Here is a 15,176-nt window from a genome sequence, read left to right as displayed (position 1 = left end):
TCAGGACAGCTGGTAGACGCGAGTGGCCGTGGTGTTGAAGACGGCGTGCTGGTCCGAGGCGGACAGTGTGGCGGTGAGGGTTTCGGCGGTGGACACGACGTCGGCGTACGACGCGGCGAGGAGGCAGACGGGCCAGTCGGAGCCGAACATGACGCGGTCGGGGCCGAAGGCGTTGAGGACCACGTCGGCGTACGGCTGGAGGTCGGCGGGTTTCCAGGTGTCCCAAGGTGCCTCGGTGACCATGCCGGAGAGTTTGCAGGTCACGTTGGGAAGGGCGGCCAGCGCCTGGAGCTGGGTGGACCAGGGGGTCAACGGATCGCCGATGACCGGCTTGGAGATGTGGTCGACGACGAAGGACAGCTGAGGCAGGTTGCGGGCGGTCTGGATCGCGGCGGGGAGATGCGGGGTCTTGGTCAGCAGGTCGTAGGCCAGCCCGGCGTCCGCGACGGCTGCGAGGCCGCGTTGTACGTCGGGCCGCAGCAGCCACTCGACGTCCGGTTCGTCGTGGACCTGGTGGCGGATCGCCTTCAGGTACGAGCCGTCGGGCCGCGCCAGCAGGGACGCCAACGTGTCGGCCACATCGGGGGCGGTGAGGTCGACCCAGCCGACCACGCCGGCCACCAGATCGTTGCCGCCGGCAATCTCCAGGAACTCGACCGTCTCGTCGAGCAGGCCGACCGTCTGGACCAGGACCGTCGCGGTGACGTCGGCGGCCGCGGCGAGCGGGGCCAGGTCGGCGATCGAGAAGCTCTTCCGGATCGGGTCCATCTCCGGCCCGGTCATCCAGGTCTGCTCACGGACGCTCAGGTCCCAGACGTGATGGTGCGCGTCGACTCTGCTCATGCGACGTACCCTTTCATCGGACCCGGCGGTCGTCGATGGCGTCCTGGTTCCAGTCGATGCCGAGGCCCGGTACGTCGGGGGCGACCGCGTGCCCGTCGACGATCTCCATCTCGGACGACGTGATCGCCCGCAGCTGCGGGATGTGCTCGACGTACCGTCCGTTCGGTACGGCGGCCGTGAGGCTGACGTGCAACTCCATCAGGAAGTGCGGGCAGACCTCGAGGTTGAAGGTCTCGGCGAGGTGCGCGACCTTCAGCCACGGCGTGATACCGCCGATCCGGGCCACGTCCACCTGGATGATGCCCGCGCCGCCGGCCGCGGCGTACTCGCGGAACTGCGAGACGGAGTACAGCGACTCGCCGACCGCGATCGGAATCGAGGTCCCTGAGGCGAGCCGGACGTGACCGGTCACGTCGTCGGCCGGCAGCGGCTCCTCGAACCAGGTCAGGTCAACGGCCTCGAACGCCGCCGCCCGGCGTCTCGCCTCCGGATAGGTCATCGACTGGTTCGCGTCGACCATGATGTCCATCGCCGGCCCGACCGCGTCCCGGACCGCGCGGAGCCGCTCCAGATCCTCGTGGACGCGCGGCTTCCCGACCTTGAGCTTCACGCCCGGCCAGCCGGCCTTCCGCGACGCGAGCGCGCCGGCGACCAACTCGTCCGTTGTGAGGTGCAACCAGCCGCCTTCGGTGTCGTACAGCGGAACCTGCTGCCGGTACCCGCCGGCCAGCCGCCACAGCGGCTCGCCCGCGCGCAGGCAGCGCAGATCCCACAGAGCCGTGTCGACCGAAGCGAGCGCGAGCGAGGTGATCGCGCCTACAGTCGTGGCATGCGTGGACCAGAAGAGATCCGACCACAGGGCCTCGACGTTGCGCGCGTCCGCGCCGACCAGCCGCGGCAGCAGGTGGTCGCGGAGCAGCGCGAGTACGGCGGTGCCGCCGGTGCCGATCGTGTACGAGTATCCGAGGCCACTCAGCCCATCCGCCGTCGTCAGCCGGACGAAAACGGTTTCCTGTTTGAGGAACGCCTGGACGGCGTCGGTCCGGACGGTTTCGACCTCGAGGTCGACCAGGAATGCCTCGGCCCGGACGATCGCCGTACTCACATTGCCTCCAAGATCCTATAGGATATTGCGCATTCTGATGCTGCCGCCTCACACTGGGTGCGTCAAGACGGATTCCGAGGACTCCGGGAGGAGCGACAGGTGACTGATGCGCACGCAGGTCTGGCCGGGCAGCTCACCCGGCTGCCGCAGCGCCAGGTGCTGAGCGACGATGTGTACGAGACGGTCAAGGGCCTGATCATGGACAGCGTCGTCGAGCCGGGCACCCGGCTCAACATCGACGCGCTGACCCGTGAGCTGGGCATTTCCCAGACTCCGATCCGCGAGTCGCTGGCCCGCCTGGAGTCCGACGGCCTGGTGATCAAGGAGCCGCTGCGCGGGTACCGCGTGTCGTCGCGGCTGACCCGGGACGAGTTCGAGGACCTCTTCGAGTACCGGCTGCACATCGAACCGTGGGGGGCCGCACGGGCCGCGGAGCGGGCGGGTGACGACGACCTCGCCCGGCTCAAGGCCGAGATGCTCAGTTACACCGACGTACCGGATCGTCCGTCGTACGAGAGCTACCGGGCGATGGCGGCGCACGACCAGCGGTTCCACGACCTGGTGCTGGAGCTGTCCGGCAACGAGACGGCCCGGCTGTCCTTCCAGCGGACACACTGCCACCTGCACCTGTTCCGGCTGTACTACGGTGGCGGCATCGCGACGAAGGCGTTGCGAGAGCACAAGGCAGTGGTGACCGCCGTCCGCAAGGGCAACGCGGAGGAGGCGGCCGCGGCGATGCGGTCGCACATCGAGGCCTCCCGCGCCCGGCTGCGGCCCATGTTCGACCAGTCGTAGTTCGACCAGTCCTAGGGAGACACCTGTGGAACTGCTCCGCCTCGGGGCGGTCGGCGAGGAGCGCCCGTACGTGCGCGCCGCCGACGGCACCGTTCACGATCTGACCCCGCTGACCGCAGACATCGACGGAGCCTTCCTGGCCGCCGACGGCATCGCCCGGACGCGTGCCGCGCTCGAAGCCGGTGAGCTGCCCGCGGCCGACGTCGACGGGCTGCGGATCGGCGCGCCGATCGCCCGGCCGGGCGCGGTGGTCTGCATCGGGATGAACTACGCGGCGCACGCGGCCGAGGGCGGCGCCGAGCCGCCGAAGCAGCCGATCGTGTTCTTCAAGCACCCGAACACCGTCGTCGGCCCGAACGACGACGTCCTGGTCCCCCGCGGCTCCGCGAAGACCGACTGGGAGGTCGAGCTCGCGGTCGTGATCGGCAAGCAGGCGCGGTACGTCGAGACCGACGAAGAGGCGCTCGCCTGCGTCGCGGCGTACACGGTCTCGAACGACGTCTCCGAGCGCGCGTTCCAGATCGAGGTCTCCGGCGGGCAGTGGTCGAAGGGCAAGTGCTGCGAGACGTTCAACCCGCTCGGGCCCTCGCTGGTGCCCGCCGACGAGGTCGCGGACGTGCAGAACCTGCAGCTCAGGTCGTGGGTGAACGGCGAGCCGCGGCAGGACTCGAACACCGCAGACATGATCTTCTCGGTGGCGGCGCTGATCCGCGACCTCTCGCAGTACATGGTGCTGAGTCCGGGCGACATCGTGAACACCGGTACGCCGGAGGGCGTCGCGCTGTCCGGCCGGTTCCCGTACCTGTCGCCGGGCGACACGATGGAGCTCGAGATCGAAGGCCTCGGCCGGCAGAAGCAGGCGCTCGGCAAGGCCTGACCAAAACTGTCCCCGGCCGGCTCTAGGGTCGGCCGGGTGGACTTCCTGGACGACATCAGCAGCTCGTACGACAACGTCGCGGCCTCGTACGCCGCAATGATCGTGGACGGCGCCGACTGGGAGGTCGAGGCGTTCGACCTGCTCGGCAAGCTCGTCGCCGGGAGCGGGCGGCCCGTGCTCGACGTCGGCTGCGGACCGGGCCGGACGACCGGCCTGCTGGCCGGGCGCGACCTGTCGGTGATCGGGATCGACCTCTCGCCGGGGATGATCGAGATCGCCCGCCGCGACCACCCGGGTCTCGACTTCCGGGTCGGCTCGATGACTGCGCTGGACCTTCCGGACAGCTCGGTCGCCGCCGTCGTCGCCTGGTGGTCGATCATCCACCTGCCGCGCGACGTCGTGCCGCAGGCCTTCGCCGAGTTCCACCGGGTGCTCGCGCCGGGCGGGTTCCTGCTGCTGGGTTTCCACGTCGGCGAGCACAGCACGCACAAGACCTCCGGGTACGGCGGCCACCCGATGAACATCGACGTCCACCGCTGGACCGGGCCGGCCCTGACGGAGCTCGCGGGCGCCGCCGGGCTCACGCCGTACCAGGTGAGCGAAATTCCTGAAGACCGTTTGCTCCTGCAGAAGTAGCCTCTGCGCATGACTTCTCGCGTGCGAACCGTGACGTTCGATGCCCACAACCCCTACGAACTCGCCGGCTTCTGGCTCCAGGTCCTGAAGGCCGAGCGCCCCGACGACGACCACCCGGGCGACCCGTACGCCTCGGTTCCCGCCGACGGCGTCACGGTCCTGTTCGAGCAGAACAACGACGAGAAGGTCGTGAAGAACCGCGCCCACCTCGACCTGGTCCCCGAGACCACCCGCGACGAGGAGGTCGCCTGGCTGCTCACGCTCGGCGCCACGGTCGCCCACGACCGCCGGGACGCCGACGGCAAGGGCTGGGTCGTCATGCAGGACCCGGAAGGCAACGAGTTCTGCATCCTCCGCGGCGAAGCCGAGCGCACCACCGACAGCTGACCGCGCGAAGTCGCCTCAGCGGTCTTCGGTGTACGGCGTCTCACCCGTGAACGTGATCCGCCAGTCGGTCGTCCACGCGTGCACGGCGACGTCGTACCCGTCGCGCTCGGCGGTGACCCGGTAGTGCCCGCTCTCCGGCGGTACGACGGCTGCGTTCCACCCGCGAGCGCGCAACGCCGCCGCGGCGGCCTCCGTCTCGGCCGCCGGGTCCGGTGCCTTCGGGTTGCCGGTCTGCACGGTCACCCGGCACACGGTGGCCGGCCCGCGGCCGTCGAACAGTACGCCGGGATTCACCGGCCCCGGGTCACCCGTGACGACCGGACGCTGACCGGGTACGACGGCCTCCGCGACCGCCACCAGCTCGCTCCGCAGGAACTCCCGCTCTCCTGTCATCGCCTCGGCCCCTTCGACTGTTCGTTCCCCGGCCGGGCCGCGACGCTCGCCTTGACCTGCGCGACGGCCGACGCCGCGGAAGCGCGCGACGGACCGGACGGCGCCGCGACCCCGCCGTACGCCGCCGCAACCCCGTCCAGCACCGCCGCCCGATCATCGCCGTCGTGCCCCGTAACGCCGTCCGGGGCCGGTGGGTGGTGGTTGTGGGTGACTCCGTTGTAGAGGGATGAGACCACGTGGGAAGCCTTGTTCAGCGGCACGCCCCAGGCGAGCCGGGTCTCCTCGCCGCGGTCGGTGTCCGTCGTCGTGATCGCACCCAGATCACCGCGGACCACCCGCCCGACGTTGCGCAACGCTTCGCTGTTCTGCCGGTAGTACTCGTTGTGCCAGTGCACCGACACCGGATCCTCGCCGCGCGGGTCGGCCGTCGCCATCCGGATCGCGTCCGGGAACGTCGCCGGATCCGGCCCGTGCCACTCGGAGTACGACACGTAGTCCCCGGGCGCCCGCTCGGTGAACAGCCGGGTCGGCGGCTGGACGAAGTCCGCGGCCTCGTCGACATACTTCTCGATCCCCGGCGACCCCGTCATCACCAGCCGTGTCGGCCGGGCGCCGCTCTCCATCACCGCCTGGGCCGCCACGTCGGTGCCGTAGGAGTGGGCGACGACCGTGACGTCGGCCTCGTCCTCCTTCAGCTCGTCCAGCTCGTCCAGGCACTCCGCCAGCCGCGGTCCGCCGTCGATCGCCGCTTCCTTGCTCGCCGCCTCCAGCAGCCCCTGCGGCGAGTCGTAGTCGAACCACACCACCGCGGCGGTGCCCGGCCCGGCCTCCTGCCGGATCAGCTCGCCGCGGTCCGCCTGCCCGCGGAACGTCTCCAGGCTGTTCCCCATCCCCGGGACCACGACCGCCAGGTGCTTCGCGTGCTCGAGATCGCCGAGCACCTCGATCGCGCGGCCCTTGCCTTCCGGGTCGACCTTCAGGAACTGCCGCTCGCGCTCGACCTCGACCACGTTGCCGGCGGCATCGACAGCTGTCTCCTTGACCGGGACGAGCAGCTCCTTGACGGTGTCCAGCCGCTTCCGCTGGTCGGCACTCGCCGTACCGGCATCGACCATCGCCTGCAGGCGGTCGCGAGCGCCGACGAGCAGCTCGTGATTCGCGCGGAACCGCTCGGCCAGCTGCTCGGACACCGCCATCGTGACTCCCCGTGACGACCGGTCCTCTGGGCGCGGGACCGGGTTACCGCAGTCTTCCAGCCGGAGGCCCGGATGACCAGGGACCACCTGCCGGATACCCCCGTGCGCCGCGACCACGTCGCACTTACGCTGGGGAGATGCCGTCCGCTCATCATCTGGTCGCGTTCGCGATCACCGCGTTCATCATCATCGTCGTGCCCGGGCCGAGCGTGTTGTTCATCGTCGGGCGGGCGCTCGCGGTCGGGCGCCGGGAAGCCGTGCTGACGATGGTCGGCAACACCCTCGGCGCCGCGGTCATGCTGGTACTGATCTCCGCCGGGCTCGGGACGTTGGTCGCCGCGAGCGCCGTCGCGCTGACCGTGGTGAAGCTCGGCGGCGCGGCGTACCTGATCTATCTCGGCGTGCACGCGTTCCGGTCCCGCAAGTCGCTGGCCGAGGCGCTCTCGACCGGCGTCAAGCCGAGCAGCGGGCGGAAGACCGTGCGGCAGGGCTTCCTCGTGGGGGTGACCAACGCCAAGACCGCGGTGTTCTTCGCCGCGGCGCTGCCGCAGTTCGTGGACAAGGGCGCGAGCAGCCCGGCCTGGGCGCAGATCCTGATCCTCGGCCTGATCTTCATCGTGATCGCGCTCTGCTCGGACAGCGTCTGGGCGGTCGTCGCCGGGACCGCGCGGGAGTGGTTCGCCCGCTCCCCGCGCCGCCTCGAACTGGTCGGCGGCACCGGCGGCCTGATGATCATCGGCCTCGGCGCCGGCATCGCGGTCTCCGGCACCAAAGACTAGGTGCGGCGGCCTGCCGGTACGCCGAGCAGGGCTAGTACTGCGGGGAGTCCGAAGGCGACCAGGTACGCCAGGACGGCGGAGTGTGGCTCCATGGCCGCGAACAGCGAGCCGCCGATCGCCAGGATCGTTGCTGTTGACAACGAGTCGCTGAGCTGCGCCGCAGAGCTGTTGGCGCCCTGCTCGTCGCGCTCGGAGTACTCCAGCACCAGCACCGACAGCGTCGGGAAAACCGTCCCCATGCCGAACCCGGTCAGGCTCCAGCCGAGGATGCCCACCAGGATCGGCACCTGTGGGCTGAGCGTCAACGCTGCCGTGACGATCCCCAGCACGACCGCGACCATTCCAGCCTGCAGGAAGACCGCGTGCGAGAACGGCTGCTTCGGCCGCCCGCGGTACCAGGACGCCGCCGACCAACTGAGCGCGCTGATCGTCAGTACGAGGCCCGCAAGCGCCGGGGACAGGCCGCGCTGCCGGGTCAGCATCAGCGGCAGGAACACCTCCGCGCCGAACCCGGACGCCGCGACGAGCCCGCGCAGCGCGATCACCGACGGCAGCCCCCGCCCGAACGCGAACGTTCCCGACGGCAGCAACCGCGGACCGAACACGACTACCCCGGCGAGACCGATCGCCAGCAGCACGATCTGCAGTACGCCGCGCTGCTGGCCGCCGTAATGCAGCAGCCCGACACCGACCGCCGCCGCGACCGCCCACAACGCCCGCTTGTCCCACAGCTTGCCCGGACGTACGTCGTACCCGCTCCGCCGGGCCAGCCCCGGGCGCATCACGAGCACCGCGGGAATCGCGATCGCCGGGACCGCGAGGAACACCAGCCGCCAACTGGCGTGTTCGACGATCAGGCCCGCGATCGTTGGTCCGACCAGCGACGGCACTACCCAGCCGGTCGCGAACGCGGCGAAGATCCGCGGGCGCAGACCGGCCGGGTACAGGTGCCCGACGACGACGTACAGCGCGACCATCAGCAGCCCGGAGCCGAACCCCTGGATCACTCTGCCGACGACCAGGACCTCCATCGACGGCGCCAGGCCCGCGATGATCAGCCCGGCCAGGAACCACGCCGTACCGTGCCACAGCGGCCGGGTCGGGCCCTTCAGGTCACACCAGGTGCCGGAGACAACCATCGCGACGACCCCGGACGCGAGCGGTCCGCCGAACGCGAGCGCGTACAAGTTGAGCCCGTCGAGCGCCTGCGCCACGGTCGGCATCGCGGTCGCCACCGCCAGCGACTCGAACGCGGTGAGCGTGATCAGCGCGACCATCCCGATGGTCAACGCACGGTACTGCGGGGAGAGGACGCCTCCGGTCTCGGTGGCCGGTTCGGCAACGGTGGTCATGCCGAGAACTGTCCGGCCTCAAGTGCACTTTAAGTCAACTAGAGAACGGCGGCGAGTACCAGTGCGATGATCGGCGGAACTGCCTGGGTGGCGGCAGCCCGGGCCATCCGGCGGTCGGAGGCGATCAGTACGACGCCGGCGCCGGCCATGCAGGCACACGCGAAGAGCGCGATCGCATGGCCCTTGTCGCCGCCCCAGACCAGCCCGCCGAGCGCGCCGATCGCCAGGAACAGGTTGTAGAACCCCTGGTTGAACGCCCACGGGCGCGCGACCTCGACCTCGTTCTCCTTCACCAGGAACCGGCCGTACGTACTCGGCTTGCGGAAGAGCAGGCTCTCCATGGCGAACACGACCAGATGGAACAGCCCCGCGACGACAACGAAGACCTGCGCGACCACGCTCATGCGGGGAACGTACCGCTACCCGCGCCAATCCGTGGCGAAGGCACGCGCTGGGTTGTTCCGGAACACGGCGTCGGCGACGTCCGCACCGAAGTACCGCGTGATCCGCGGACGGAGGTGGGTGAGCAGGTACGGCATCCCCGGGCCTTCGCCGGTGGCGCCGCGAGCGCGGGCCGTGGTGGTGTCGCCGCCGAGCAGCAGGCGGTCGGCGTACCCGGCGTCGATCAACGCGCCGAGGCAGTCCAGCAGGTGCGGGTCGGTCGCGTTGTTGGCGCGGGACGGTCCGTCGAAGGCGAGCCAGGCACCGCGGCGCGCGAGGTCGAGGTGCGCACGATGGTCGGGGAAGCGGTTCAGATGGCCGAGGATCACGGCGGCGGGGTGGACGTCGAGTTCGTCGACGAGCAGATCGAGTACGGCGTCCGCGGCGGAGCCGTGCTCGTGGTGGACGGCGATCGGGGCGTTCGTGGCGTGGTGGGCTTCGGCGGCGGCGCGCATCACGTGCTCGGCGTGCGCGTCGAGGACGTGGAACCCGCCGGCGACCTTGATCAGACCGGCGCGGACCTGGGTGTCGCCGATGCCGGTCGTCAACTCCCGGACGAAGATGTCGGCGAGCTGGTCGTAGACCTTGTCGACATACCCGTCCGGGTAGTGCTCGCCGCGGTGCAGACCGGTCGCCGCGACGATCGCGACGCCGGTGCTGGTGGAGATCCCGGGCAGCAGGTCAGCCCGCCGGTTCAACCCGTGCGGCGTCCACTGCACGACGGCCTGCCCACCCGCATCCGCAAACGCCCGCACCTCGGCGGCCGCGGCCTGCCCGTCGTCGAGCACCTGCTCCGTCGGCAGAACAGCCGATCGGAAGAACAGGTGATCATGCGAGTCGGTGATCCCCAGCGCTCCAGGCACCAGATCGTTCAGCACCGTACGAACCCGCATCATCACCCTCTTCCTCAGCCCACCGTGGTTCAGGCGGCCTGCCGGCCGGTCGAACCGCGGCGTCGACCGCCGCGGCGGCGGTTGGAGCTGCCCGGGCGGTTGTTCTCCGTGCGGGTGGTTTCCTTGCCGCGGGTGTTCGGGTGGGTGGGCGTGGTTGTTCCTGCTTGGGTGGCTCCGGTGCGGTTGGCTGGGGAGCGGCGGGAGCGCCTGGAGGACGAGCGGCCGGTGGAACTGCCGGTCGACGGCTTGGCGGCGGTTTCCTTGGGGGCGGGGGCGACGTACGTGCGGTCGCCGGGTGCCAGCTCCGTCAGCAGAGGGTGGCCGGGGTCGAGTTTCGTGGTGGTGGGCGTGATGCCGGCCTTGCGGGTCAGGTCGCGGACGTCGCGGACCTGGTCGTCGGTCATCAGCGTGACGACCGTCCCCTCGGCGCCCGCGCGAGCGGTGCGGCCGGAGCGGTGCAGGTAGGCCTTGTGCTCGACCGGCGGGTCGGCGTGGATGACCAGCGTGACGCCGTCGACATGGATCCCGCGCGCCGCGATGTCCGTCGCGACCAGCGTCCGCGCCGTACCGTCCGAGAATGCCTCAAGGTTCCGCGTGCGCGCCCCCTGCGACAGGTTCCCGTGCAGCTCGACGGCCGGCACCCCCTGGGCGATCAGCTTCTTCGTCAGCGCCTTCGCGCCGTACTTCGTCCGCGTGAACACGAGCGAACGACCGGGCGCGGCCGTCAGATCGACCAGCACCGGCAGCCGCGAATCCGGCCGCACGTGCAGCACGTGGTGGGTCATCTTCGCGACCGGCGAGCGCGCCGAGTCGACGCTGTGCGTCACCGGGTCGGTCATGAAGCGCCGGACGAGAACGTCGACCCCGGCGTCCAGCGTCGCCGAGAACAGCAACCGCTGGGCGGTGGCAGGGGTCTGGTCGAGGATCCGCCGTACGGCGGGCAGGAAGCCGAGGTCCGCCATGTGGTCGGCCTCGTCGAGCACGGTGATCTCCACCGCGCCGAGCTTCGCGTGCCCGGCCTGGACGTGGTCCTCCAGCCGGCCGGGGCAGGCGACGACGATGTCGGCACCCTTCCGCAGGCCGTTGATCTGCGGGCCGTGGCCGACGCCGCCGAAGATCGTCATCGAGCGCAGCCCGAGCTTGTCGGCGAGCGGCGTGATCGACGCCTGGATCTGGGTCGCGAGCTCGCGGGTCGGCGCGAGGATGAGCGCGCGCGGCTGGTTCGGCCGGCGCTTCGTACCGCTCGCGGCGAGCCGTGCCAGCACCGGCAGCACGAACGCGTAGGTCTTGCCGGATCCGGTCCGGCCGCGGCCGAGAACATCCTTGCCGGCCAGCGAATCCGGCAGCGTCGCCGCCTGGATCGGGAACGGCTCGGTCACTCCGGACGCGGCCAGCGCGGTGACCAGCGACGCGGGGACGCCGAGGTCCGCGAACGTACGGTTGTCAGCGGCAACGGTCTCGACGACGTCGTCGCCGAGCGTCTCGAGGTCGTTGCTTTCAGCAACCTCAAGACGTACGTCCGCGGGCTGGGTGCGTCCGGTGCCCGAGCGGCGCCGACGGCGCGGTCGCCCGGATTCACCGCGCGACTCACCGGCGGAGCCGGCCGGCTTGCGGTTCTGGGAGGCGGATTGGGTGTGCGTGGGTGTAGACGTGGGGCGGCGGGCCGCCATAGAAGTACTCCAAAAGTTCGGGGGTCGTCCTGCCCGGCGCGGCCGGTGGGCCGCGGCGCGTGGTGGTCGACTGCTGGCGCAAAGTGATTGCGCTCACCGGCCCGAGGCAGAACTGGGCGGGCCGTCACCGACAGTCTACGGCACGGGTGGGTGCGACCGGGAGGACGCACGTCACACGGGTACCTTCTGCTCGTGACCGACTTCCGCGTGGATCCGCCCACCGCCGCCGACGAACGTACCCTTCTGCAGGGTTTCCTCGACTACCACCGAGGCACTCTCTGGTGGAAGGTCTCCGGCCTGACCGGCGACCAGCTGGTACGTCGTACCGCCGAGCCGTCGAGCCTGTCGCTGATCGGTCTGGTCCGGCATCTGAGCGAGGTCGAGAAGTACTGGTTCCACCGCGCACTCGCCGGTCAGGACTCGCCGCCGAAGTACTGGACCGACGAGCACCCTTACGGTGACTTCGACCTGGTCACGCCCGAGCAGGCCGAGCAGGACCTCGCCGAGCACCGGGCCATCGTCCGCCGCTCCGACGAACTCGCCGCGAACTACTCCCTCGACGACACCTTCGTCCGTCCCGGCCACGACGGGTCGTACTCGCTCCGCTACCTCTACATCCACATGATCGAGGAGTACTCCCGCCACAACGGCCACGCCGACCTCCTCCGCGAACGCCTGGACGGCGCCACCGGGGAGTAGCCCTACGGCTTGATCGAGTGGATCAGGGCAACGACGTCGTTCGTGACGCCGCGGACGCCGGGGATGCGGGTGAGCCGCAGCAGCCGATCCAGCAACGGGACGGAGCGCGTGATCAGCGCGCGCGTACGTCGTACGTCGTCGGACCGGTCGTGCACCCAGAACAGCACGATCCCCATCTGGAAGAGCCACAGCAGCTCGGGCAACTCCGACCTCAGGTCGGCCGGGAGCTTCAGGTCCGAGCCGTCGACGACCTGGCGGAAGATCTCCACGCTCGCGTCCCGGGCCGGGCGTGACTCGTCGCTGAACGGCGACAGCGGGCTCTGCGGATCGGCCGCCGTCTTGAAGAACGTGCCGGCGAACTCGTGGTACGGCGCCGCCACCTCGAGCCACGCCAGCAGTACGCCGGTCATCCGCGGTACGAACGCCTGCCCGGCCGCGAGCACCGGCTCGACCGCGGCGCGGTGCTGGTCCTGGAGCAGGTCGTAGTACGCCTGCATCAGATGGTCCTTGGAACCGTAGTAGTAGTACGCGTTCCCGACCGAGACGCCCGCCTCGTTGGCGATCGCCCGCATCGTCGTCCTGCCGTACCCCTGCTCGCGGAACAACCGCAGCGCCGTCGTCAGGATCAGCTCACGCGTCTGCTCGCCCTTCGCGGTCGCACCGTCCGTCACACCGGTCAGCGTAATCACCTCCCGTGAACCTCCGCAGCCCAGCCGCTGCCTGCACCATCGCCCGCGCCACCGGCCGCATCGCCGGACTCGCCAGCCGTACCGCGGTGTGCCTGTGCTCCCCCGTGACCCACAGGCAGACGATCCACGCCCGGTCGCCGACGTACACGGACCCGTCGTCCGCGACCACGGTGATGTCCCGCAACGTCGCCGCATGGTCGAGCGCGGGGTAGAGCGCCCGCGCGTTCGCCGACCCCGCCGCGACGAACCGCAACCGCACCACCCCGCCGTACCCGTCCGGCGCCGGCCGCTGTCCGGCCAGCCACTGCGCGAACCGGCGGCAGAGCGGACACCCGGCGTCGTACAGCACTGTCAGTTCACGCACGGCCCGGCGGCCTTCAATACCCGTACCGCGCGGCCTGCTCGGTCATCGTCACCGGAGTGACGGTCTCGTTCGGCGGCACCGGCGGGCGGGTCATCGTGTCGAGCTTGCTGCGGTTGCGGATCTTGTTGAAGATCCACACGTTCGTCAGGTGCACCACTCCCAGCACCAGCATCACGATCCCGAGCTTCACGCTCAGCTGCTCGAAGATCCCGCTGGCGTTCACGACCGGGTTCCCGCTGCGCAGGAACAGCGTCACGAAGCCGAGGTTGAGCAGGTAGAACCCGACCACGAGCAGCTTGTTCACCGCGTCCGCGATGTCCTCGTTGCCGTGGAACACGTCGACCAGGAAGATCCGCCCGTACCGGCTCAGCGTCCGGGCCACCCAGACCGTCAGCGGCACCGCGATCAGCAGGTAGAGCAGGTACGTCGTGACTGTCATGTCCATCATCCACCCCACGTCTTGAACACGTTCAAATTCTTCGTGACCCTGACAGTACGCCGATGTTTTGAACATGTTCAAGTCGAGCCGGACGTGATCTGGGGCACGATGGGGGATGGACGACCTGGGTCTTCGAAGGAACCGTTCTTCCCACCGGCGACACCACCCGTTCGACGTTCGGCCAGGGCCGTGACGGAGACCAGCTGCCCGGCCGGTTCGCCGTTCCCGGGCTGGTCGACTCGCACTGCCATCTGACCTTCGACGCGACCCCGGACGGGCCGGTGCTGCGCGGCGAGGACTTCGCCGCCGCGCGGCTGGCCGAGCTGGCCGGCGCCGGGGTGAGCGCGCTCCGCGACGTCGGCGGCAACCGCGACGTCACGCTCCGACTCGCGCGGGATGCGGACGACGGCCGTCCACTCGTCCTCGCCGCCGGCCGGTTCCTCGCACCGGCCGGCGCGTACTTCCCGAAGGCGTACGAGCCGGTCGCCCCGGAAGAGCTGCTGGCCGCGGTCGAGGCCGAGATCGCCGACGGCGCGACCTGGCTGAAGCTCGTCGGCGACTTCCCGGAGGTCGGCCCGGACGGCCCGATCAGGGGCAGCAAGATCAGCCCGACGTACGACCTCGAGCTGGTCGCCGCGATGGTCGAGCTGGCCCACTCCCGGAACGCCCGGGTCGCGGCGCACGTCAACACCGACCACGTGGCCGGCCTGATCCGGGCGGGCATCGACTCGGTCGAACACGGTACGGCGCTGACCGAGCAGGACCTGGAGGTGCTCGGCGCCCGCGGCGGCGCGTGGACGCCCACACTGAGCGCCTCGGTCAGCCCCGGCCCCGACGAGACCCCCGAGCGGAAGACCCGCCGCGAGGAGCGGTCGGCGTACCTCGCGTCGGTCCTCCCACTGGCCGAGCGGTACGGCGTGCACGTGCTGGCCGGGTCCGACGTGGTCGGCACGGTGGCCGGCGAGATCGACATGCTGGTCAAGCACGGGCTGACCGTCGAGCAGGCGATCACCGCGGCGTCGACCGGTGCGCAGGCCTTCCTCGGACTGAGCGGCGCCGGCAACCTCGTCACGTACGACGCGGACCCGCGCGAGCACCCCGACGTCCTGGCCCGACCGGCCGCGGTCGTCCTCAACGGCCGGCGGATCCGATGAAGGAGAAGGACCTCGACCGCTGGGTGCAGAAGTACAGGAAGGCGTGGGAGAGCAACGACCCCAAGGACATCGCGGCGCTCTGGAGCGCGGACGCAGCCTGGTACCGGCGTCCCGACGAGCCGCCCGTGGTCGGGCAGGAGGCGATCGTCGAGGCCTGGCTCGACCTCGCGGACGCACCGGGCGAGACGACGTTCGAGTACGAGGTGCTGGGGTTCGGCGACGGCGTGGCCTTCGTCCGCGGCTGGACGACGTACCTCACCAATCCGCCCGGCGAGTTCAGCAACCTGTGGGTGATCCGGCTGGAGAAGGAGCGCGCGTACGAGTTCGTCGAGTGGTGGATGGAGAAGCCGCGGTGAGCTACTCTCGTGCGTAGGCGCTCAGGGTGCCACCGGTCCGCGGGAAGGGCTCAGCCCACCTGAGATGCTTTTTCGAGTACGGATTGACCTCCTTTCTCGCCTGACGAC

Annotated in this window: 19 protein-coding genes; 8 read left to right on the top strand and 11 right to left on the bottom strand. The window is 70.3% G+C overall.

The genetic code is table 11. From position 1 onward, the window contains the following. Positions 1–843, bottom strand: a complete 843-nt coding sequence (locus AB0M51_RS17195) for an amidohydrolase family protein (RefSeq protein WP_344193947.1) — start codon at positions 841–843, stop codon at positions 1–3. Between the two features lie 13 nt (positions 844–856). Continuing rightward, a complete protein-coding gene (locus tag AB0M51_RS17190; RefSeq protein ID WP_344193945.1) occupies positions 857–1,948 on the bottom strand; it encodes a mandelate racemase/muconate lactonizing enzyme family protein in 1,092 nt (363 codons plus the stop codon). Between the two features lie 99 nt (positions 1,949–2,047). Between AB0M51_RS17190 and AB0M51_RS17185 the strand changes: the two genes are divergently transcribed. The 4 genes from AB0M51_RS17185 to AB0M51_RS17170 are packed head-to-tail and all read left to right on the top strand — an operon-like array spanning position 2,048 to position 4,643. Further along, positions 2,048–2,743 (top strand): GntR family transcriptional regulator, encoded by a 696-nt coding sequence (locus AB0M51_RS17185; protein WP_344193943.1) that lies wholly within the window; start codon positions 2,048–2,050, stop codon positions 2,741–2,743. 25 nt (positions 2,744–2,768) lie between these two features. Then, positions 2,769–3,620 (top strand): fumarylacetoacetate hydrolase family protein, encoded by an 852-nt coding sequence (locus AB0M51_RS17180; protein WP_344193940.1) that lies wholly within the window; start codon positions 2,769–2,771, stop codon positions 3,618–3,620. 36 nt (positions 3,621–3,656) lie between these two features. Continuing rightward, a complete protein-coding gene (locus tag AB0M51_RS17175) occupies positions 3,657–4,256 on the top strand; it encodes a class I SAM-dependent methyltransferase (RefSeq protein WP_344193938.1) in 600 nt (199 codons plus the stop codon). Positions 4,257–4,265: 9 nt separating this feature from the next. Then, complete coding sequence (locus AB0M51_RS17170) at positions 4,266–4,643, top strand: VOC family protein (protein WP_344193936.1); 378 nt, start codon at positions 4,266–4,268, stop codon at positions 4,641–4,643. A gap of 15 nt (positions 4,644–4,658) precedes the next feature. On the opposite strand, the gene AB0M51_RS17165 is transcribed toward AB0M51_RS17170, so the two are convergent. Together AB0M51_RS17165 and AB0M51_RS17160 are read right to left on the bottom strand one after the other, a co-directional pair. Beyond that, positions 4,659–5,036, bottom strand: a complete 378-nt coding sequence (locus AB0M51_RS17165) for a hypothetical protein (RefSeq protein WP_344193934.1) — start codon at positions 5,034–5,036, stop codon at positions 4,659–4,661. After that, a complete protein-coding gene (locus tag AB0M51_RS17160) occupies positions 5,033–6,232 on the bottom strand; it encodes an alpha/beta hydrolase (RefSeq protein WP_344193932.1) in 1,200 nt (399 codons plus the stop codon). Before AB0M51_RS17160 ends, AB0M51_RS17165 begins: the two co-directional genes overlap by 4 nt. Before the next feature lie 137 nt (positions 6,233–6,369). Here AB0M51_RS17160 and AB0M51_RS17155 point away from each other — a divergent pair, with 137 nt between their 5' ends. Continuing rightward, on the top strand, positions 6,370–7,011 hold the full coding sequence (locus AB0M51_RS17155; RefSeq protein ID WP_344193930.1) for a LysE family translocator: 642 nt from the start codon (positions 6,370–6,372) through the stop codon (positions 7,009–7,011). On the opposite strand, the gene AB0M51_RS17150 is transcribed toward AB0M51_RS17155, so the two are convergent. Genes AB0M51_RS17150 through AB0M51_RS17135 form a run of 4 tightly spaced genes read right to left on the bottom strand, consistent with a single transcriptional unit; the run spans position 7,008 to position 11,367 of the window. Continuing rightward, complete coding sequence (locus tag AB0M51_RS17150; protein ID WP_344193928.1) at positions 7,008–8,363, bottom strand: MFS transporter; 1,356 nt, start codon at positions 8,361–8,363, stop codon at positions 7,008–7,010. The genes AB0M51_RS17155 and AB0M51_RS17150 overlap by 4 nt on opposite strands. 38 nt (positions 8,364–8,401) lie before the next feature. Continuing rightward, entirely contained in the window at positions 8,402–8,767 is a 366-nt protein-coding gene (locus tag AB0M51_RS17145) for a DUF1304 domain-containing protein (RefSeq protein ID WP_363749581.1), read from the bottom strand. Between the two features lie 15 nt (positions 8,768–8,782). Continuing rightward, positions 8,783–9,700 carry a hypothetical protein gene (locus AB0M51_RS17140; RefSeq protein ID WP_344193924.1) on the bottom strand — a complete coding sequence of 306 codons (918 nt, stop codon included), beginning with the start codon at positions 9,698–9,700 and terminating at the stop codon, positions 8,783–8,785. A 26-nt stretch (positions 9,701–9,726) separates the two neighbouring features. Beyond that, on the bottom strand, positions 9,727–11,367 hold the full coding sequence (locus AB0M51_RS17135) for a DEAD/DEAH box helicase (protein WP_363749580.1): 1,641 nt from the start codon (positions 11,365–11,367) through the stop codon (positions 9,727–9,729). Between the two features lie 192 nt (positions 11,368–11,559). Here AB0M51_RS17135 and AB0M51_RS17130 point away from each other — a divergent pair, with 192 nt between their 5' ends. Beyond that, positions 11,560–12,066, top strand: a complete 507-nt coding sequence (locus tag AB0M51_RS17130; RefSeq protein ID WP_363749579.1) for a DinB family protein — start codon at positions 11,560–11,562, stop codon at positions 12,064–12,066. Positions 12,067–12,068: 2 nt separating this feature from the next. Here the strand turns inward: AB0M51_RS17130 and AB0M51_RS17125 are convergent, their stop codons facing one another. Genes AB0M51_RS17125 through AB0M51_RS17115 form a run of 3 tightly spaced genes read right to left on the bottom strand, consistent with a single transcriptional unit; the run spans position 12,069 to position 13,558 of the window. Next, complete coding sequence (locus AB0M51_RS17125; protein WP_344193918.1) at positions 12,069–12,737, bottom strand: TetR family transcriptional regulator; 669 nt, start codon at positions 12,735–12,737, stop codon at positions 12,069–12,071. Then, positions 12,697–13,119 carry a DCC1-like thiol-disulfide oxidoreductase family protein gene (locus AB0M51_RS17120; RefSeq protein WP_363749578.1) on the bottom strand — a complete coding sequence of 141 codons (423 nt, stop codon included), beginning with the start codon at positions 13,117–13,119 and terminating at the stop codon, positions 12,697–12,699. Before AB0M51_RS17120 ends, AB0M51_RS17125 begins: the two co-directional genes overlap by 41 nt. Before the next feature lie 13 nt (positions 13,120–13,132). Further along, positions 13,133–13,558 (bottom strand): hypothetical protein, encoded by a 426-nt coding sequence (locus AB0M51_RS17115; protein WP_344193913.1) that lies wholly within the window; start codon positions 13,556–13,558, stop codon positions 13,133–13,135. Positions 13,559–13,656: 98 nt separating this feature from the next. Between AB0M51_RS17115 and AB0M51_RS17110 the strand changes: the two genes are divergently transcribed. Beyond that, positions 13,657–14,712, top strand: coding sequence for an amidohydrolase family protein (locus AB0M51_RS17110; RefSeq protein ID WP_363749858.1), 1,056 nt, complete (start codon positions 13,657–13,659; stop codon positions 14,710–14,712). Next, positions 14,709–15,068, top strand: coding sequence for a nuclear transport factor 2 family protein (locus AB0M51_RS17105; protein WP_363749577.1), 360 nt, complete (start codon positions 14,709–14,711; stop codon positions 15,066–15,068). The genes AB0M51_RS17110 and AB0M51_RS17105 overlap by 4 nt, the downstream gene beginning before the upstream one ends. Positions 15,069–15,176: the final 108 nt, after the last annotated feature.

Source organism: Kribbella sp. NPDC051137 (assembly GCF_040682535.1).
Classification (GTDB): domain Bacteria; phylum Actinomycetota; class Actinomycetes; order Propionibacteriales; family Kribbellaceae; genus Kribbella; species Kribbella karoonensis.
This window is presented reverse-complemented; position numbering and strand designations above follow the sequence as displayed.

Coding starts and splice junctions, on each gene's coding strand:
- AB0M51_RS17165 (WP_344193934.1), bottom strand. CDS start 5,036: ATGACAGGAGAGCGGGAGTTCCTGCGGAGCGAGCTGGTGGCGGTCGCG.
- AB0M51_RS17195 (WP_344193947.1), bottom strand. CDS start 843: ATGAGCAGAGTCGACGCGCACCATCACGTCTGGGACCTGAGCGTCCGT.
- AB0M51_RS17160 (WP_344193932.1), bottom strand. CDS start 6,232: ATGGCGGTGTCCGAGCAGCTGGCCGAGCGGTTCCGCGCGAATCACGAG.
- AB0M51_RS17105 (WP_363749577.1), top strand. CDS start 14,709: ATGAAGGAGAAGGACCTCGACCGCTGGGTGCAGAAGTACAGGAAGGCG.
- AB0M51_RS17135 (WP_363749580.1), bottom strand. CDS start 11,367: ATGGCGGCCCGCCGCCCCACGTCTACACCCACGCACACCCAATCCGCC.
- AB0M51_RS17150 (WP_344193928.1), bottom strand. CDS start 8,363: ATGACCACCGTTGCCGAACCGGCCACCGAGACCGGAGGCGTCCTCTCC.
- AB0M51_RS17140 (WP_344193924.1), bottom strand. CDS start 9,700: ATGATGCGGGTTCGTACGGTGCTGAACGATCTGGTGCCTGGAGCGCTG.
- AB0M51_RS17115 (WP_344193913.1), bottom strand. CDS start 13,558: ATGACAGTCACGACGTACCTGCTCTACCTGCTGATCGCGGTGCCGCTG.
- AB0M51_RS17145 (WP_363749581.1), bottom strand. CDS start 8,767: ATGAGCGTGGTCGCGCAGGTCTTCGTTGTCGTCGCGGGGCTGTTCCAT.
- AB0M51_RS17170 (WP_344193936.1), top strand. CDS start 4,266: ATGACTTCTCGCGTGCGAACCGTGACGTTCGATGCCCACAACCCCTAC.
- AB0M51_RS17155 (WP_344193930.1), top strand. CDS start 6,370: ATGCCGTCCGCTCATCATCTGGTCGCGTTCGCGATCACCGCGTTCATC.